The sequence below is a fragment of the Mycobacterium sp. NPDC003323 genome (assembly GCF_053589535.1).
This window is the reverse complement of the sequence record NZ_JBSFSB010000001.1, coordinates 238,589-256,791: the sequence shown is the minus strand read 5'-3', so window position 1 is coordinate 256,791 and position 18,203 is coordinate 238,589. Positions and strand designations below refer to the sequence as shown.

Sequence of the window (18,203 nt, the reverse complement as noted above, 5' to 3'; positions counted from 1 at the left end):
GACGTCCGCAGTTATCCACAGCCGAGGCGCCGCGAAGGCCACCGACCCGGCGAATTTGTCGGCGCCCGAAGAAACCATGCCGTCATGGAACCTCTTCGAGGCAGCGACGCCGTGGCCGACGGCATCCTCACCCGCGGTGTCCTGCGGTCGCGCTACACCGCGGTCCTGCCGAACATCTACGTCGCCAAAGACACCGAACTGACCCTGGAGGTGCGCGCGCGGGCCGCACTGCTGTGGACCGGCGACACCGGGATCATCGCCGGCCGTACCGCCGCGGCGCTGTACCGCAACCCGTCCGCGGTGACCACCGCGCCGATCGAACTCATCGCGCGCCACACCCGACACCCTGTCGGCCTGACCATTCGCAATGAGCGCATCAGCGTGGACGAGATCACCCTCCGGGTGGGACTTCCGATCACCAATCGGATCCGGACCGCCCTGGACATCGCGCGACACCTCCCCCGCGACGAGGCCGTAACGCTGCTGGACCCGTTCACCGCGGCGGGTGGCATCACCAAGGCCGACATCTGGGAACTGGCCGAGCGCTATCCGGGCGCCAGGGACATCCGGACGGCAGACCTCGCCATCCAGGAGATCGACCCCGGCGCGGAAAATCCCGAGGAGACGCGCGTCCGACTGATACTCGCCGACGCGGGACATCGCCCGACGCACAGCCAGATTCGCATCACCGACGGTTACGACGAGGCGCTGGTGGCCATGGGATGGCCGCGGCTGAAAGTCGGCGTCGGCTGCGGTCCCGCCGGTGCGCACGCCGTGGCGACGGCAGAGTTCCTGCAGCACAAGGGCTGGCGGTACGTCCACGCCGATCCGCAGGACACCTCGACGACGCTCGTCTACCGCGTGCGCCGGGCACTGTGGTCGCGGCCTAGGAGGCCGAACTGAAAGCCGGCAGCGTCCGCGCGCAGACCTCTTGGGCCTCGGCCTGGGTCATACCCAGCAACCGCAGCACATCCTCGGTCACCGCATCGGAGGCGCGGGCATCATCGCGATCGGGCTGGGCGCGCAGCAGATTGCCGAGTCCGAGCAGCGCGCCACCAGCGACGGCCAGGGCGAGTTCGGGATCATCGACACGGAAGCGTCCCGCAGCGACGCCGGCTCGGATATCGCGCAGCGCACGCGGTGCCAGCCCGCGGTCGGACTGCAGCAACATCAGCCCATTGGCCAGCAGCACCTGACTCTCCTGAGGGCGGTTGCGGAACATGCGCCCGGTCAGCCGGAACGAGGCGGCGAAGATCTCGGCCGGGTCGTCCAGGTCGGCGGTGCACACGTCGAGCAACGCGCCGTGGGTGTCCAGGACCTCCGTGACCGCGGCCTCGAACAGTTGCTCGCGCGACTCGAAGTGGTTGTAGAACGAGCCCATGCCGACGTCGGCGGCCTGGGTGATCTCCAGGATCGGCGCGTTCAGCCTGCCCTCGGCGATGAACCGTTGCGCAGCGTCCACCAGCGCAGCACGGGTGCGTTGCTTACGGCGGTCGGTGCGGGTCGGTGCGTCGCGCATGCACCATAGTGTGCCTCATTTCTGATGAATTCGTCAGAAACTGTTGACTGAACATCTCGTCGCATGTGACGATTTCATCAACATAGGAGGTGCCATGGCCACTGACGTGCACAAGGATCTGCACAGCGAGCGCGGTGCCGTCCGCGGGGAGCACACCGGCCGCGCCCGAAACCCGGTGATCAAGGTCGTCGATCTGGCTTGGTTGGAGTTCGAGAAACCGGACCTCATCCGTGCCGAGGCCTTCGCCCGAGCCTTCGGTTTCCAGACCGCCCAACGCACGCCAACCGAACTGCAGTTGCGTGGCACCGATGCCGGTGCGCCGTGTGTGCTGCTGCGGCACGGGTCACGGACCCGATTCCGCGGCCTGGCATTGCGGGCCGCCGACGAGGTGGACGTGCTGCGCATCGCCGACGCCGTCGGCGCGGGCGTCCGAGCGCTGCCCGAGGTGATCGGCGGCGTCGCGGTCGACCTGACCGATCCCAGCGGCACCCCGGTGCGCGTGGTCGCCGGAATGCACACATTGCCCGAAACCCCCGTTCAGCAACCGTTGACCTGTAATACCGGACGAGACATCACTCGCATCAACGCCACCCAGCGCCCGGCCCGGGTGCCGGCCCGGGTTCAGCGGCTCGGCCATGTGGTGCTGCAGTCCACCACTTACCTCAAGACGCTGAACTGGTACCTGGACATGTTCGGGATGATCGTCAGCGATTTCCTGTACTTCCCCGGCCAACGCGACCGCGGCCCCACCATGAGCTTCGTCCGCTGCGATCGCGGGGCCACGCCCGCCGACCACCACAGCCTGGCGTTGGCACTCGGTCCGGCCAACCGGTACGTGCACTCGGCCTATCAGGTCAGCGATCTCGATGCGCTGGCCGCCGGCGGTGAATACCTCGGCGAGCGTGGCTATTGGAGGTCCTGGGGTATCGGCAGGCACATCCAGGGCAGCCAGCTGTTCGATTACTGGCGCGATCCCGATGGTTTCCTGGTCGAGCATTTCGCCGATGGCGACATGTTCGACAACACGCTGGAACCCGGGTGGGCCGAGTTCAGCGCGACCGGGTTGTCGCAGTGGGGCCCGCCCGTCACCCGCGACTTCCTGGGCACCGATGCCCGCTCGGTCCGCCACGAGGCGGCCGCGATGTTGACCGCCCTGCGCGGTGAGAACGAATTCGATCTCCGGCGCCTCGCCGGTCTACTGAAAGTTGCCTCCTCATGACCGTTTCCATTCTCCGTACCGCCGACGCCTGGTGGGTGCGCACCGCCGACAATGCCGCCCGCATCGACACCACCGCCACCACCACCGCCGAACTCCTGGCCGACCGCGCCGCCATCGCGACCACCGGCGATTCCGTCGCGGTGGACAGCCTCGACCTGATCTCCCCCGTCACCACACCGTGCCGGGTCGTCGCACAGATGACCAACTTCGAATCCCATGTCCGAGATGCCGGGATGGATCCGAAGACGGTGCCGCTCACCTTCTTCCGTAAATCCTCGGCATCGATCAGCGGGCCGTTCGACGATATCGTCAAGCCCGAGCACGTCCGGTTCCTCGACTATGAGGTGGAGATCGGGCTGGTCATCGGCCGCGACATCCCGGTGGGCACGGTCCTGACCGAGAACGACCTCGCCGGTGCAATCGCCGGTCTGGTGATCACCAACGACGTGTCCGCACGCGACATCCAGCTGCCGCAGACCCAGTTCTACGAGGCCAAGTCCTACCCGACCTTCACCCCGGTGGGCCCCGAGCTGGTGCTGGTCGACAGTGACGAGCTCAAGCGATTCGGCGACCTACGACTGCGCCTGTCGGTCAACGGATCCGAGCGACAGAACGCCGTGGTCGAGGGTGACATGCTGTACCGCCCGCTGCAGGCATTGCAGTCGCTGACCCGGTTCCAGGACCTGTCCGCCGGCGATCTGGTGCTCACCGGGACGCCGGTCGGCACCGCGCTGAGCGCCCCGCCCAAACCCATCGAGATCATCGGCAGCCTGCTGCCGCCCGCGGTGAAGTGGAAGGCGTTCTTCAAGCGCCAGGCCACCAACCAGAAGTACCTGCGCGACGGCGATATCGTCGAGGCCACCGTCGCCACCGACGACGGAACCATCGACCTCGGTGGCCAACGCATGCGGGTGCGGTACCGGTGACCACCCACGTGCCCGTCGTCGTCATCGGTGCGGGCCCCACCGGGCTGACCGCGGCGACCCTGCTGGCCCAGCAGGGGATCCGGACACTCGTTCTCGACCGCTGGCCCGATGTGTACCCACAACCGCGCGCGGTCCATCTCGACGACGAGGTCTACCAGATCCTGGACCGGGTGGGCGTCGCGGATCAGTTCGCCGCGATCTCGCGGCCCGCCGAGGGACTGCAACTGGTCGACGAACGTCACCGGGTGCTGGCCCGCTTCCGCCGCGGAACCGGCCGCAGCGGCTTCCCGCAGGCCAATATGTTCGACCAGCCCGAGCTGGAGAAGTTGCTGCGCACCAACAGCTCCCGCTTCCCTGAGCTGGAGCTGCGCGGTGGAATCGAGGTGGTCGACGTAGCACCCGGTGCCCCAGCGCGCGTCACGCTCCGTGACAGCGAGATGATCACCTGCGACTATCTTCTCGGCTGCGACGGTGCGAACAGCTTGGTGCGCAACCGGATCGGCGTCGGTATGCACGACCTCGAATTCGATCAGCGCTGGCTGGTGGTGGACATCGAGACCGACGCCGAGCTCAACCTGTGGGGCGGTGTTCACCAGTTGTGCAGCGCACGGCGGGCCGCGACGTACATGCGCATCGGTGACACCCGGTACCGTTGGGAGTTCCAACTGCTCGACGGTGAAACAGTAAGCGATTACGGCAGCATCGACGCGTTGCAGCCGTTGATCGCACCGTGGCTCGCAGCGGGTACCGAACTGCACCTGGTGCGGGTCACCGAGTACACGTTCCGGGCGCAGATCGCGGACCGCTGGCGGAAAGAGAACGTATTTCTGCTCGGGGATGCCGCGCACCTGACCCCGCCGTTCGTCGGCCAAGGCATGGGCTCGGGCCTGCGTGATGCGAGCAACCTGGCCGACAAGCTGGCCGCCGTGCTCACCGGCCGCCTTCCGGTACACATCCTGGACAGTTACGAGAAAGAACGAAAGCCACATGCGCGCAACATGATCCGGCTGGCATTGGTTGTGGGTCGGGCGATGACCTCTGGTGGTCGCGCCGGTGATAAGGCACGTCGACTGCTCGCCGCAGCGGTGATCGTCGCGCGTAGTTGTGCGCGGCCGCTACACCGAAAGACCTCCAGAGTGGATTTTGCGTTCACCGCTGCCCGGAGGCTCCGGTGATCGGCTACGCCGCCGACATCTACCGCACCGCGGCCATCCTCGATCCGTATCCGCACTATCGCCGGCTACGCGAGCTCGGTCCGGTGGTGTGGCTGAAGCGGCACAGGTGTTTTGCACTGCCTCGCTACGCCGAATGCAAGGCGGTGCTGCGCAATGATCAACAGTTCTTGTCCGCCGATGGGGTCGCACTGAACGCGGTGACCGATCTCCTGGCGCGCGGCACCACGTTGGCCAGTGACGGCGACGAGCATTCTGAGCGGCGCAAGCTCGTCGCGCATCGACTGATGCCGCGGGCGCTGCGCGGCATCGGTGACGCGATCGACCAGCAGGCGCACGCGGTGGTCGAACAGGCCGTGCGCGGCAGCGAGATCGACGGTGTCGCACTCGCATCAGCTCTCCCGCTGGCCGTGGTCCCCGACCTGGTCGGCTGGCCGCGCGATCGGCGCGATCACCTGATCGAGTGGGGCGGAGCAACCTTCGACATCCTCGGCCCACTGAACTGGCAGGCGCTCAGATCCGTTCCGCGAGCACTTCAGATGCTGCGATTCGCCCGGCGGGTGGTGCGGCGCCACGATGTGCTGCCCGGCAGCATCGCCGATGAGCTGCTGTCGGCCGCCGACGACGGCGCCCTGGAACGCTCGGAATGCCCGAAGCTGATGGTCGACTACATCGCCCCGTCGCTGGACACCACCATCAGTGCCATCTCGAACGCGCTGTACCTGCTGGGTACCCATCCCGAGCAGTGGGAGCTGCTCAAACACGATCCCGACCTGATCCCGGCGGCGGTGAACGAGGTGGTGCGCTACGAGTCACCGCTGCGCGGCTTCGCCCGGCGGGTCAGGTACGACACCGAGATCGCCGGGATCGCGGTGCCGGCGGGGTCCAAGGTGCTGGTGCTCTACGCGTCGGCCAACCGCGACGAACTGGTCTGGGACTCGCCCACGACATTCGACATCCGTCGCAACGCCGGCGCGCACATCGGATTCGGCAACGGTGCGCACGCCTGCGCCGGACAGGGGCTGGCGCGGTTGGAGACCACCGCGATACTGCGGGCCCTGGTTCAGCAGGTGGAACGCATCGAGGTGGCCGCCGAACCGGAATGGGCTGTCAACAACATCATCCGCAGGCACAAGAGGCTGCCGTTGCGGCTCGTGGCCTAGAGATCGGCGAAGCAAGGATCGCTCTCGCCGGTCGGGATGGTGGCGTCGGTGCTGGAGAAGGTGCCGTCCACACCGGTGTCGGTGACGGTGACGCTGTCGGCCTTGATGCCCAGCGGATAGTTCTCGTTGAGCTGGGTGGTCAACTCGTCGAGCGCGGTCTGCACGGTGGCCTGGTCGAACGCGCCGGTGACCTCCTGCACCACCAGTTCGAGGTTGCCGTCGCGGACCTCGGGCTCGGCGGTGATGCTGGTGTCTCCGGTGGCGTCCAGGATGAGGGTGCCCGCGCTTGCGTCGGTGCGCACCGAGGTGACCAGGTCGCCGACGACCGGTAGGTTCTCGGCCACGGTCTGTTTGATGCCGTCGGCGGTCCACGACAGCGTGGCCTGCACCGAGCCGATGGTGCCCGCGGAATCGCCGGAATCCCTGAGTTCGATATCGCTGAGGGTGACATCGGCGGTCATGCCCTTGGCGGCCTGCACGCGGTCACCGGTCGTGATGACCGAGATGTCGGTGTAGTGGTCGGTCAGGTACTGCCACAGAAACGGCGGTGTCACCGAGTACGAGACGTCGGCGGTGTCCTCGACCAGACAGTCGGTGATGCCCGACAGCACGGTGCCGGCGCGGTGGCGGGCGAACAGCTCGGCCCCGGCCAGTGTGCCGATCAGCGCGGCAACCACGATGACCGCGATCAGCACGATGCTCTGCCGATTGCGTGTGGCCTTCGGTTCGGGCTCCTGCGGGCCGGGCGGCAGCGTCTGCAGCGGGGGCGGCGGGATGGGCGGTGGCGGCGGCACCGGGATCTTGCGAGTGGCCGGATCGGGCACCCGCATCTTGTCGGTCGGCGGTTCCGGACGCCGGATCTGCTGGGTGGGCGGTTCGGCGTGCGGAATGCGCTGGGTCGGCAGGTCCGGCCGGGGCGGCCTGGGGATGCGCCGCGTCGCCGGGTCGCGCGGCTGTTCGGGCGGCTGCGGTCCGGGTGGCGTCGGCGGCATCTCCCGATTCTGCCAAAACGCCGCCGGCGGGAAACGTGTGTTTCCCGCCGGCGGAGCGTTGCGGGCCTACTCGGCCGGATTCTGTTCGGTGGCGTTGTACCTGGTCCAGAAGGCGAAGGCGACCAGGCCGGAGGCGGCGGCCACCGCGACCCACACCACGAAGGAGATGATCAGCGACACCGGCGACAGCCCGAAGCTCGACAGCGCAAACCCGGCGTACACCAGCCACAGCAGTCGGTAGATCGACCACACCGCGCTCAGCCCGGCGATGATGGCGATGGCCAGCGCGGGGGTGCGCTCGACGCGCTTGGTGAGGTCCTGGAGCTGGGCGGGGATGATGTTCATCTGTCTTCCTTTCGTGGGGCGCCGCCTCTGCCGGCGTCGTCATGGCACAAGTACAACCGCGCGCTTTCGCTACCGATCCCAACAATTCGGAGTTGAATTGACGCATGAGCAAGCCCGACATCGTCATCCTGATGACCGACGAGGAACGCGCCGTGCCGCCGTACGAGACCGACGATGTGCTGGCCTGGCGGCAGCGCGTCCTGACCGGGCGACGCTGGTTCGACGAGCACGGCGTCGCCTTCACCCGGCACTACACCGGATCGCTGGCCTGCGTGCCGAGCCGGCCCACCCTGTTCACCGGGCACTATCCCGATCTGCACGGTGTCACCCAGACCGACGGCCTGGGCAAGCGCTATGACGACTCGCGGCTGCGTTGGCTGCGCCGCGGTGAGGTGCCCACGCTCGGAAACTGGTTCCGCGCCGCGGGTTACGACACCCATTACGACGGCAAATGGCATATCTCGCATGCCGACCTGACCGATCCGTCCGGCAAGATCCTGGCCACCAACGATGACGACGGTGTCGTCGACGAGGCTGCGGTGCAGGCGTATCTGGACGCCGACCCGCTGGGCCCGTACGGGTTCTCCGGCTGGGTCGGGCCGGAACCGCACGGAGCGGCCATGGCCAACAGCGGTTTTCGGCGTGACCCGCTGTTCGCCGACCGGATCGTGGCGTGGCTGCAAGATCGCTATGCCCGCCGACGCGCCGGGGACGCCGACGCGTTGCGGCCGTTCCTGCTGGTCGCCAGTTTCGTCAATCCGCATGACATCGTGCTGTTCCCGGCGTGGTCGCGGCGCAACCCGCTGCCGGCCGACCCGGCGGCCGATCCCCCGTCGGTGCCCGCCGCCCCGACGGCCACCGAGGATCTGCGCGCCAAACCGGCCGCGCAGGCCGCCTTCCGGGATGCCTACTACTCGGGGTACGGGCCCACCCGCGCCGTGCAACGCACCTACCGCACCAAGGCCCAGCAGTACCGCGACCTGTACTACCGGCTGCACGCCGAGGTCGACGGCCCGCTGGACCGGGTCCGCCGCGCCGTCGTCGAGGGCTCGACCGAGGCGGTGCTGGTACGCACCTCGGATCACGGTGAACTGCTCGGCGCGCACGGCGGCCTGCACCAGAAGTGGTTCAACCTGTACGACGAGGCCACCCGGGTGCCGTTCGTCATCGCCCGCATCGGTTCACAGCCCACGACGGCTCGGGTGGTCGATGCGCCGACCTCGCATGTGGATGTGGTGCCGACGCTGCTGGGCGCCGCCGGGATCGACGTCGAGCGGGTCGCCACGGACTTGGCGGCCGAGTTCAGCGAGGTGCATCCGCTGCCGGGCCGCGATCTGATGCCGGTGGTCGACGGCGGCGCACCCGATGCCGACCGCGCGGTGTACCTGCTGACCCGCGACAACGTGCTCGAAGGCGACACCGGGGCGTCGGGGCTGGCACGTCAGCTCGGCCGCGATGTCAATCCGCCTGCGCCGCTGCGCATCCGGGTGCCCGTCGACGTGGCGGGCAACTTCGAGGGTCTGGTGGCGCGGGTGGACGGGCGGCTGTGGAAGCTGGTGCGCACCTTCGACGATCCGGGCACCTGGACCGAACCGGGGGTACGGCAGCTGGCCTACACCGGCCGCGGGGCACAGCGCTACCGCAGCGATGTGCTCGACGACCAGTGGGAGCTCTACGACCTGACCGGCGATCCGGGCGAGGCCGTCAACCGCTGGGACGATCCGGCGCTCGACGAGGTGCGCGCGCAGCTGCGGACCCGGCTCAAGCAGGAACGGGCGGCGTCGGTACCCGAGCGCAACAATCCGTGGCCGTATGTGCGCCGGCAGCCGCCCGCGACGCCGCGGAAGCGGTGGTTCCGGCGCTGAACTCAGCCCTTGGCCAGGTGCACCAGGAATTCGATGGTCGCGATCGGCTGCACCTGCAGCAGCGAGGCGAACGGTTTCGGCGGGTCGACGTTGAAGTCAAGGAACCGGATCGGCACCGTGCCCGCGACGTCGACGCGGTCCCCGTTGCGCCGCACGTCCACCTGCGCCAGGGCGGGCCGGGTGACACCCTTGATCGTCAGTTGCACCGGCACCTCGAGCCGCACCGGGCTGCCGTCATCGGCGATCCCCGACAGGTCGAGGGGCACATTGCTGGTCAGCTCCGCGGTCGGAAAGGTCGCGGTCTCCAGGGCGTCGGTGCTGCGGAACTTGTCATCGCGTCCCGGGCTGCCGGACTGCATGCTCGCCACGTCGACGCTGATTTCGATTGACCTGACGTGGGATTCGGCGATCTCGACGCCGCCGGTGACCGCCGAGGTGCGGCCGTTCACGTCGACCATCTCCCACAGCAGTTGCTGCTGTACGCGGTAGCCGACCTGCGAGCCGGGCTGCACCGTCCAGGACCCGTCGACGCCGGTGGTGGCCGGCGCGGCGCCCGCCGCGAGCGTCAGAACGGGGTCGGGCGGGCCCTGCACCTGGGTCTTGTAGGCCCACGGGGCGACCGCGACGGCGATGACCAGCAGCAGGCCCAGCACGCCCGCCACGATCGCCGCCGCTTTCCTCATCGGGTCATGGTGACAAACGTCCAGCGTCCCTGGGGTGATCTTGAACGAATTGACGTCGTTGCAGGTAGTCGAGCACGTCGGCGCCGTCATCGGTGACGTGAATCAGCTCGTCGAGCGGGACCGGCAGGAAACCGTCGCTCTCCATCCGGCGCAGCTGCATCACCAGCCCGTCGTAGAACCCGGCGGTGTTCAGCAGCACCACCGGCTTGCTGTGGTGGCCGTGTTTGCGCAGCTCCAGGATCTCGGTGGCCTCGTCCAGGGTGCCCAGGCCGCCGGCGAGCACCACCAGGGCATCGGCGCGGGCCAGCAGCTGGGCCTTGCGGTCGGCCAGGTCGCGGGCGAACTCCCGGGCAGGGGTGGTGTAGCGGACGTCCAGGTCGGCGGCGGACAGGAAGACGCAGATGTGCATGCCGCTCAATTTAGGCATTGCCCGCGGCGGCCAATACCATCGATACCGATATGACCGAAAACGCCGTGACCACCGCCGACGCCAAATCAGCCGCCCGGATCGCCACCGAGGCCGGCCGGCGTCGCACCTTCGCCGTCATCAGCCACCCCGACGCCGGTAAGTCGACGCTGACCGAGGCGCTGGCGCTGCACGCCCGGGTGATCAACGAGGCCGGCGCGATCCACGGCAAGGCGGGCCGCAAGTCCACCGTGTCGGACTGGATGGAGATGGAGAAGGCCCGCGGTATCTCGATCACGTCGACCGCGCTGCAGTTCCCCTACCGAGACTGCGTCATCAACCTGCTCGACACCCCCGGTCACGCCGACTTCTCCGAGGACACCTACCGGGTACTGACGGCCGTCGACGCCGCGGTCATGCTCATCGACGCGGCCAAAGGCCTTGAGCCGCAGACGCTGAAGCTGTTCCAGGTGTGTAAGCACCGCGGCATCCCGATCATCACGGTGATCAACAAGTGGGACCGCCCCGGCCGGTACGCCCTCGAGCTGATGGACGAGATCCACGAGCGCATCGGGTTGCGCACCACGCCGCTGACCTGGCCGGTCGGCATCGCCGGGGATTTCAAGGGCGTGATGGACCGCCGCAAGGGCCACTACATCCGGTTCACCCGCACCGCCGGTGGCGCCACCGCCGCCCCCGAGGAGCACATCCCCGCCGAGCGCGGCCATGACGAGGCCGGCACCGACTGGGACACCGCGGTGGAGGAATCCGAACTGCTGTCGATGGACGGTTCGGACTACGACCGCGACACCTTCCTGACCGGCGAGTCCTCCCCGGTGCTGTTCACCTCGGCGGCGCTGAACTTCGGGGTGAACCAACTGCTCGACGTGCTGGTGGACCTGGCACCCTCCCCCGGTGCCATCGTCGACGTCGAGGGGCAGCCGCGGCCGGTGGACGCGCCGTTCAGCGCATTCGTGTTCAAGGTCCAGGCCGGGATGGACACCTCGCACCGCGACCGCATCGCCTATGCGCGGGTCTGCTCGGGCACCTTCGAGCGCGGTGATGTGCTCACCCACGCCGGCACCGGTAAGCCGTTCGTCACCAAGTACGCGCAGTCGGTGTTCGGCCGGGAGCGCTCGACGCTGGACGACGCCTGGCCCGGTGATGTGATCGGCCTGGCCAACGCCGCGGCGCTGCGGCCCGGGGACACGCTGTATCGCGATGTGCCGGTGAGCTTTCCGCCCATCCCGAGCTTCTCCCCCGAGTACTTTTCGGTGGTGCGCGGCAAGGATCCCAGCAAGCACAAGCAGTTCCGCAAGGGCATCGAGCAGCTCGACCAGGAGGGCGTGGTGCAGGTGCTGCGCTCGGACAAGCGCGGTGAGCAGGCACCGGTGTTCGCCGCCGTCGGGCCCATGCAGTTCGAGGTGGCCGCGCACCGGATGGAGGCCGAGATCGGCGCGGCGATCACCCTGGAGCCGCTGCCCTATCAGGTGGCCCGCATCGTCGACCCCGCCGATGCCGAGTTCATGAACAAGCAGGTGTCCGCCGAGGTGCTGACCCGCTCGGACGGGGTGCTGCTGGTGCTGTTCTCCACACCGTGGCGGCTGGAGGGCTTCCAGCGCGACAACCCGGACATCAAACTGCGGTCGTTGGTGGCCGCGGCCGAGAGCTAAGCGGCGAAGCCCGCCAGCGCGGCGGCGATGTAGTCCAAACTGCAGTCGCTCGTGGCGACCTCATTCATCAGGTCTTCGGCCCGGTCGACGTCGAACTGCGGGGACAACTCAAAGCCGTTGATGTACAGGAACGTCCATGCCGACGCCCACGCGGTTCGTTTGTTTCCGTCGACCAGCGCGTGATTTCGCGCCAGAGATTGCAGCAATGCGGCGGCCTTGTCCCACAGTTGCGGATAGGCGTCGACTCCGAACACCGTCGCCTGAGGCCGGGCCACCGCCGCATCCAGCAGCCCGTAGTCGCGGACGGTCAGTTCGGCGCCGAATGCTATCGATCCGGCGGTGAGCACATCGTCACGGTCGAGATAGTCCGTCATGCCAAACGGCGGTTGAGCTCCGCCGACCGCTCGGCCACCAGCCGCGCCGCCTCGGCGACCCTGCGCTTGTGCATGCTGGCGCGTTCCATCACGGCCGCGTGCACGAACTTTTTCAACGACAGATCATCCGCACGCGCCGCTGCGCGGATTTGCTCCATCTCGGCGTCGTCAAACTCCAGGTTCAGCGAGGGCACCACAGCAGCGTACCTCGTTTGGTACCAAATTCGGTACCTTGACGTGGTCGCCGCCGAGAGCTGAGTTTCGGCACATCTCACGCGGGTAACCCCGCCGCATGGAGTCAGCCCACTTCACCGAGGTTTCCGTGCACGTCGACGGCACCGGCCACACCGTTCGGATAGACAACCGCACCACCGTGCTCGACCTGCTGCGTGAGCATCTCGGGGTCACCGCCCCGAAAAAGGGGTGTGACCACGGCCAATGCGGGTCGTGCACGGTGCTGATCGACGGCCGCCGGGCCATCAGTTGCCTGGCGCTGGCCGTCGCGCACGACGGGGCGGAGATCGTGACCGCCGCCGGCCTCGGTGAGGGGCACGGGCTGCACCCGGTGGCACAGGCCTTCCTGGATCACGACGGCTTCCAGTGCGGCTACTGTACGCCGGGTCAGATCTGTTCGGCGGTTGGCATGCTCGACGAGGTGAAGTCGGGGGCGCCCAGTCATGTCACCGAGCATCTGGAGGCCACCCCCGAACTGACCGATGACGAGATCCGAGAACGCATGAGCGGCAACCTGTGTCGCTGCGCGGCGTACCCGAACATCGTCGACGCGATCCACGAGGCAGCCCGATGATCCCCTTCGACTACCACCGCGCCACCAGCGTCGAGGACGCCGTCAGCACGCTCGCCGATCATCCCGACGCCATGTTCCTGGCCGGCGGCACCAACCTGGTCGACCATCTCAAGCTCGGCATCGCCGAGCCCAGCATGCTCGTCGACGTCGGCCACCTGTTTCCGCTGCAGGAGGTGGAGGTCCGCGAGGACGGGTCGCTGCGCGTCGGCGCCGATGTCCGCAATGCCGATCTGGCCGCCCACCCGGTGGTGCGTGCCAATTTCCCGGCGCTCGCCCGCGCGCTGCTGGCCGGTGCGTCGGGTCAATTGCGCAATGTCGCGACCACCGCGGGCAATCTGCTGCAGCGCACCCGCTGCGTGTATTTCCAGGACGTCACCACACCGTGCAACAAGCGCAGCCCGGGCACCGGGTGCTCGGCGATCGGCGGGTACACGCGGTATCACGCGATCCTCGGCGCCTCCGAACACTGTGTGGCCGCGCACCCCTCGGATATGGCGGTGGCGATGATGGCGCTGGACGCCCATGTCGTCTACGTCGACGTCGACGGTGAGCACCGGTTGCCGATCGACGAGTTCTACCGCTTGCCCGGTGATGAACCCGACCGCGACACCACCCTGCCCGCCGGTGCGCTGATCACCGCCGTCGAGATCCCGGCCCCGCCCGACGGCGCGCATTCCACCTACCGCAAGGTCCGCGACCGCGCGTCCTACGCGTTCGCGCTGACCTCGGTGGCCGCCGAACTCGTCGTCGACGGCGATACCGTCACCTCGGCGCGCATCGCGCTCGGCGGGGTGGCGCACAAACCGTGGCGGGCCCGGCGCGCCGAAGAGGCACTCATCGGCGCGCCGGCCACCCAGGAGGCCTTCGAACGGGCCGCCGATGCCGAACTCGAGCAGGCGAAACCCTTGGAGGGCAACGAGTTCAAGGTGGATCTGACCCGACGGGCGATGACCGCCACCCTGTTGTCGATCGCGGAAGGAGCCCTGCGATGACCATCCTGGAACCCCGCGCCATCGGGACCGCCGTCACCCGCCGCGACGGCGTCGCCAAGGTCACCGGCACCGCGCCGTACGCGTTCGAGTACCGCGTGGACGATCCGGTGTATCTGCATCCGGTGCAGGCCACCATCGCCAAGGGCCGCATCGCGTCCATCGACACCGCGGCCGCCGAATCCGCCGATGGTGTGCTGGCGGTGATCACCGCGTTCGACGCACCCGAATTGGCCGATATTTCCAACGGTGACCTGACCGTGCTGCAGGGTCCCGAGGTGAATTACCGCGGGCAGCTGATCGGCGGCGTCATCGCCGTGAGCGCCGAAACCGCCCGGCACGCCGCCGGTCTGGTGCGCGTCGAGTACGACGAGCAGCCACCCGACAGCGAGTTGACCGTGGACCATCCCACGCTGTACACCCCGGAGAAGGTGAACCCGGACTACCCCGCCGAGACCTCCGACGGTGACGTCGAGGCCGCGCTGCGCGACGCCCCGATCGTCGTCGACAACACCTACACCACCCCGCACGAGCACAACAACCCGATGGAGCCGCACAGCTGTATCGCGTTGTGGGACGACGGGGAACTGACGCTGTGGGACTCCACGCAGGGTGTGCACGTGGTGCGCAAGCAACTCGCCACGTCGTTCGGCCTGGAACCGGAGAAGATCCGGGTCATCGCACGCAATGTGGGCGGCGGGTTCGGCTCCAAGGGGGCACCGCACTCGCACAACATCCTGGTCGTGATGGCCGCGATGCGGACGCCGGGCCGGCACGTCAAGCTGGCGCTGACCCGCCAGCAGATGTTCGACATGGTCGGTTACCGCACGCCGACCATCCAGCATCTGCGCATCGGCGCCCAGCAGGACGGCAGCCTGATCGCCATCGACCATCAGGTGGTCGAACAGACCGCGACGGTCAAGGAGTACGCCGAACAGACCGCGACGCCGACGCGGATGATGTATGCCGCGCCGAACCGCAGGACCGGGCACAAGCTGGCCACCCTCGATGTGCCGGTGCCGTTCTGGATGCGCGCCCCCGGCGAGTGTCCGGGCATGTACGCCCTTGAGGTCGCCATGGACGAGGTGGCGGTCGCCTGCGATATCGACCCGATCGAGCTGCGGATCCGCAATGAGCCGCCGGTGGATCCGGAGACCGGCAGCCCCTGGTCGAATCGACGGCTGATCGAATGTCTGCAGACCGGCGCGCAGCGGTTCGGCTGGGCCGATCGGGATCCCAAGCCGGGCAACCGGAGCGACGGTGAGTGGCTGATCGGGACCGGAGTGGCCTCGGCGGTCTACCCGGCGATGCTGATGCCCGGCAACTCCGCGCGCATCGAACATGTCGCGCCGGGCCGCTATGTAGTGCAGATCGGTGCGGTCGACATCGGCACCGGCACCTGGACGGCGCTGGCGCAGATCGCCGCCGACGCCCTGGACTGCGATCTGTCGGCGATCGACCTGCAGATCGGCGATACCGCGCTGCCGGACGCCTCGGTGGCCGGCGGCTCCTCCGGTATCACCTCGTGGGGCCGGGCCATCGTGGCCGCCGCGCGGGCGTTCCGCCATGACCACGGCGAGCATCCCGAGGTGGGTGTGCACACCACCGCCGCGGCCACCGACGCCAACGAGGACGCCGAGAAGTACGGAATGTATTCGTTCGGTGCGCATTTCGCCGAGACGCGGGTCAACCGGTTCACCGGTGAGATCCACGTGTCGCGGATGCTGGGGGTGTTCTCGGTGGGCCGGGTGATCAATCCGACGACGCTGCGCTCCCAGCTCATCGGCGGTATGACGATGGGGCTGTCGATGGCGCTGCACGAGGAGAGCGTGCGCGATCCGCGGTTCGGCCACGTCGTCACCCGCGATCTGGCGACCTACCACATCAGTGCGCACGCCGATGTGCCCGCAATCGAGGCCATCGCGTTGGATGATCTCGACGAGCACGCCAACCCGATGGGATCCCGCGGCGCCGGTGAGATCGGCATCGTCGGCTCCGCGGCGGCGGTGGCCAATGCGGTGTTCCACGCCACCGGGGTGCGGGTGCGCGATCTGCCGATCACGTGTGATGCGTTGATCTAGGAGTTCAGCGCGGCCGCCAGCGCGGCGCCGAGCCGACGACCTGACAGCCAGGCCGATTCGACGCGCGGCGCGCCCGTCGGGCACCAGGAGTCCCCGCACAGGCCAAGCGGTCGCCCGGCGGTGGACAGGCCGAACTCCGCATCGCCGTGGGTGCCTGCGGGTTTGGCGAACGTCCAGCGGTGCGCATGCGTCCAGTCCGGTTGGGCGTCGATGTCGAGCAACCGGCGCAGCGCGGTCAGCACCGGTGCCACCGCGTCGTCGGGCCGGTCGAGGTGTTCACGCGCCCGCGCGGCGGTGGTGTGGGCGACGAGCACCGCGGCACCATCACCGCGGCGTGCGCCGTCGTCGGCGACGAACGACAGGTCGGGGTCGTCGTTGACGAACGCGGCGTCGGCCATCGTCCAGCACCGGTCCGCCCAGCCGGCGGCCACCGCGATCACGGGTTCGTAGTCCACCCAGTGCGCGGCCTCAGGTGCCAGCCGCGCGGCCTGCGGGTCCGGCATGGCCAGCACGACCGCGTCGTGCGGCAGGTCGTCCAGGGAATCGACAACGGCGGTCAGGCTGACATCCTCGGCGAGGACGTCACGCACCAGCGCGCGCAGCCCGTCGGGTGTCGAGAAGCGCACCGGGCCCGTCGTGGCGTCGCGTCCGGCCGGGGACACGGCATCGAAGGTGTCGGTCCAGGGCCGAGCCAGGCCGCGCGCGACCCAGTCGTCGACGACGGCGCAGAAGTCCGGGTCCTTGGCGGTGAAGTACGCCGCGCCCAGGTCGACGCGGCGGCCGTGCAGGCTCGGCGAGGCCATCCGCCCGCCCGGGGCGCGGCCACGTTCGAAGATCTCGACGGTGACGCCGTTCTCCCGCAGCGACTGCGCGCACGCGGCGCCGGACAGTCCCGCTCCGATGACCGCGACCCGTGGTGATGCCATGCCGGTAGTCGGGCTACTCGGCCTCGCCGTTGACCGCGGCGGGGACGCGCAATCCGGCGTAGGGCAGGTCGATCCCGTTGTCGTCGAACGCGCTGAGGATCTCGCGGCGCAGCCGCCGCTGCACCGACCACTGGGCGTTGGGTTTGGTCTTGATGGTCAGCCGCAGCGTCACCTGTTCCGAGGACATGGCCTGCACACCAAGCATTTCCGGCTCCCCGATGACCTTGGCGGCGATCGACTCGTCGGTGATCGCCTCGCGGGCGGCATTCAGCGCCACCTTCTCGGCTTCGTGCACATCGGCATTGAGCGCGACGGGCACGTCGATGCGGGCGACGGCGTAGTCCTGGCTCATGTTGCCGACGCGGGCGATCTCGCCGTTGCGGACGTACCACAGCGTGCCGTCGATATCGCGCACGGTGGTGATGCGCAGGCCGACGCTTTCGACCTCGCCGATCGCTTCACCCAGGTCGACGGTGTCGCCGACGCCGTACTGGTCCTCCAGCAGCATGAACACACCGGTGACGAAGTCGCGGACCAGATTCTGCGCGCCGAAACCGATGGCCAGGCCGACCACACCGGCCGAGGCGATGAACGGCGCGATGTTGACGCCGAACACGTTGAGCACGGTCAGCACCACCCAGACCAGCAGCACGATCGACACCGTCGACTTCAGCACCGAGCCGATGGTCTGCGCGCGCTGCTGGCGGCGGGCGGCGGCCTTGGCGGCGCTGGCCGAGTTACCGCGCTCGCGCAGTCCACGCAGGCGGCTCGCCCGCTTCGGTTCGGCGTCGTCGACGATCTTGGGGTTGCGGCCGGTGGTGGCGCGGTCGATCATGCGGTGCAGCACGAAGCGCGCAATCAGCGCGACCAGGAGGTATACCGCTACTCGGATGGGTACTTCGATGAGCCAGTGTCTGTTGGTGTCCGTCCATTCGAAAGCAAGGTTGACCACATCCATGTTTTCGACCGTACCCACATCGGTTCGGGGTCAATCGGGGGTGGGGGCCACGACGTCTACCTGGTTTCAGCGTGGTCGCCGGATCGCTGACCGTGCTGAACTGG

The 18,203-nt window shown here is 68.4% G+C and carries 18 protein-coding genes and 1 pseudogene; 10 read left to right on the top strand and 9 right to left on the bottom strand.

Features of this window, described 5'->3' with window-relative positions; all coding sequences use genetic code 11:
• Positions 1-84: 84 nt before the first annotated feature.
• On the top strand, positions 85-903 hold the full coding sequence (locus ACWDUN_RS00975) for a hypothetical protein (protein WP_449923345.1): 819 nt from the start codon (positions 85-87) through the stop codon (positions 901-903).
• On the opposite strand, the gene ACWDUN_RS00970 is transcribed toward ACWDUN_RS00975, so the two are convergent.
• Positions 887-1,519 carry a TetR/AcrR family transcriptional regulator gene (locus ACWDUN_RS00970; RefSeq protein WP_449923343.1) on the bottom strand — a complete coding sequence of 211 codons (633 nt, stop codon included), beginning with the start codon at positions 1,517-1,519 and terminating at the stop codon, positions 887-889. The genes ACWDUN_RS00975 and ACWDUN_RS00970 overlap by 17 nt on opposite strands.
• 94 nt (positions 1,520-1,613) lie before the next feature.
• Here ACWDUN_RS00970 and ACWDUN_RS00965 point away from each other — a divergent pair, with 94 nt between their 5' ends.
• The 4 genes and pseudogenes from ACWDUN_RS00965 (at position 1,614) to ACWDUN_RS00950 (ending at position 5,999) form a co-directional block, all read left to right on the top strand.
• Entirely contained in the window at positions 1,614-2,738 is a 1,125-nt protein-coding gene (locus ACWDUN_RS00965; RefSeq protein ID WP_449923340.1) for a VOC family protein, read from the top strand.
• A complete protein-coding gene (locus tag ACWDUN_RS00960; protein WP_449923337.1) occupies positions 2,735-3,664 on the top strand; it encodes a fumarylacetoacetate hydrolase family protein in 930 nt (309 codons plus the stop codon). The genes ACWDUN_RS00965 and ACWDUN_RS00960 overlap by 4 nt, the downstream gene beginning before the upstream one ends.
• 8 nt (positions 3,665-3,672) lie before the next feature.
• A pseudogene (gene mhpA, locus ACWDUN_RS00955) lies at positions 3,673-4,794 on the top strand (bifunctional 3-(3-hydroxy-phenyl)propionate/3-hydroxycinnamic acid hydroxylase MhpA); the annotation flags it as partial.
• A 41-nt stretch (positions 4,795-4,835) separates the two neighbouring features.
• Positions 4,836-5,999, top strand: coding sequence for a cytochrome P450 (locus ACWDUN_RS00950; protein WP_449923334.1), 1,164 nt, complete (start codon positions 4,836-4,838; stop codon positions 5,997-5,999).
• Here ACWDUN_RS00950 and ACWDUN_RS00945 read toward each other — a convergent pair.
• Together ACWDUN_RS00945 and ACWDUN_RS00940 are read right to left on the bottom strand one after the other, a co-directional pair.
• The gene (locus ACWDUN_RS00945; protein WP_449923332.1) at positions 5,996-6,991 is read right to left on the bottom strand and encodes an LmeA family phospholipid-binding protein; all 996 of its coding nucleotides are present in this window, start codon (positions 6,989-6,991) and stop codon (positions 5,996-5,998) included. The two genes, ACWDUN_RS00950 and ACWDUN_RS00945, sit on opposite strands and share 4 nt — an antisense overlap.
• Before the next feature lie 66 nt (positions 6,992-7,057).
• Positions 7,058-7,336: a hypothetical protein gene (locus ACWDUN_RS00940; protein WP_449923329.1), complete on the bottom strand. Its 279-nt coding sequence runs from the start codon at positions 7,334-7,336 to the stop codon at positions 7,058-7,060.
• Positions 7,337-7,440: 104 nt separating this feature from the next.
• On the opposite strand from ACWDUN_RS00940, the gene ACWDUN_RS00935 reads away from it, so the two are divergent.
• Positions 7,441-9,201, top strand: a complete 1,761-nt coding sequence (locus ACWDUN_RS00935; RefSeq protein ID WP_449923326.1) for a sulfatase-like hydrolase/transferase — start codon at positions 7,441-7,443, stop codon at positions 9,199-9,201.
• Positions 9,202-9,203: 2 nt separating this feature from the next.
• Here ACWDUN_RS00935 and ACWDUN_RS00930 read toward each other — a convergent pair whose 3' ends face one another.
• Both ACWDUN_RS00930 and ACWDUN_RS00925 read right to left on the bottom strand, forming a co-directional pair.
• Positions 9,204-9,884 carry a YceI family protein gene (locus ACWDUN_RS00930; RefSeq protein WP_449923323.1) on the bottom strand — a complete coding sequence of 227 codons (681 nt, stop codon included), beginning with the start codon at positions 9,882-9,884 and terminating at the stop codon, positions 9,204-9,206.
• A 4-nt stretch (positions 9,885-9,888) separates the two neighbouring features.
• On the bottom strand, positions 9,889-10,293 hold the full coding sequence (locus ACWDUN_RS00925; RefSeq protein WP_449923321.1) for an LOG family protein: 405 nt from the start codon (positions 10,291-10,293) through the stop codon (positions 9,889-9,891).
• Positions 10,294-10,343: 50 nt separating this feature from the next.
• On the opposite strand from ACWDUN_RS00925, the gene ACWDUN_RS00920 reads away from it, so the two are divergent.
• Entirely contained in the window at positions 10,344-11,963 is a 1,620-nt protein-coding gene (locus ACWDUN_RS00920; RefSeq protein WP_449923318.1) for a peptide chain release factor 3, read from the top strand.
• Here the strand turns inward: ACWDUN_RS00920 and ACWDUN_RS00915 are convergent.
• Positions 11,960-12,337: a type II toxin-antitoxin system death-on-curing family toxin gene (locus tag ACWDUN_RS00915; RefSeq protein ID WP_449923316.1), complete on the bottom strand. Its 378-nt coding sequence runs from the start codon at positions 12,335-12,337 to the stop codon at positions 11,960-11,962. The genes ACWDUN_RS00920 and ACWDUN_RS00915 overlap by 4 nt on opposite strands.
• Positions 12,334-12,531, bottom strand: coding sequence for an antitoxin Phd (locus ACWDUN_RS00910; protein WP_449923314.1), 198 nt, complete (start codon positions 12,529-12,531; stop codon positions 12,334-12,336). The genes ACWDUN_RS00915 and ACWDUN_RS00910 overlap by 4 nt, the downstream gene beginning before the upstream one ends.
• Positions 12,532-12,629: 98 nt before the next feature.
• Between ACWDUN_RS00910 and ACWDUN_RS00905 the strand changes: the two genes are divergently transcribed.
• The 3 genes from ACWDUN_RS00905 to ACWDUN_RS00895 are packed head-to-tail and all read left to right on the top strand — an operon-like array spanning position 12,630 to position 16,215.
• Positions 12,630-13,145 carry a 2Fe-2S iron-sulfur cluster-binding protein gene (locus ACWDUN_RS00905; RefSeq protein ID WP_449923311.1) on the top strand — a complete coding sequence of 172 codons (516 nt, stop codon included), beginning with the start codon at positions 12,630-12,632 and terminating at the stop codon, positions 13,143-13,145.
• Positions 13,142-14,137, top strand: a complete 996-nt coding sequence (locus ACWDUN_RS00900; RefSeq protein ID WP_449923309.1) for an FAD binding domain-containing protein — start codon at positions 13,142-13,144, stop codon at positions 14,135-14,137. Before ACWDUN_RS00905 ends, ACWDUN_RS00900 begins: the two co-directional genes overlap by 4 nt.
• Positions 14,134-16,215, top strand: a complete 2,082-nt coding sequence (locus ACWDUN_RS00895; RefSeq protein ID WP_449923306.1) for a xanthine dehydrogenase family protein molybdopterin-binding subunit — start codon at positions 14,134-14,136, stop codon at positions 16,213-16,215. The genes ACWDUN_RS00900 and ACWDUN_RS00895 overlap by 4 nt, the downstream gene beginning before the upstream one ends.
• Here ACWDUN_RS00895 and ACWDUN_RS00890 read toward each other — a convergent pair.
• Complete coding sequence (locus ACWDUN_RS00890) at positions 16,212-17,141, bottom strand: NAD(P)/FAD-dependent oxidoreductase (RefSeq protein WP_449923303.1); 930 nt, start codon at positions 17,139-17,141, stop codon at positions 16,212-16,214. The genes ACWDUN_RS00895 and ACWDUN_RS00890 overlap by 4 nt on opposite strands.
• A 13-nt stretch (positions 17,142-17,154) precedes the next feature.
• Positions 17,155-18,099 (bottom strand): mechanosensitive ion channel family protein, encoded by a 945-nt coding sequence (locus ACWDUN_RS00885; protein WP_449923300.1) that lies wholly within the window; start codon positions 18,097-18,099, stop codon positions 17,155-17,157.
• Between the last annotated feature and the right edge of the window lie 104 nt (positions 18,100-18,203).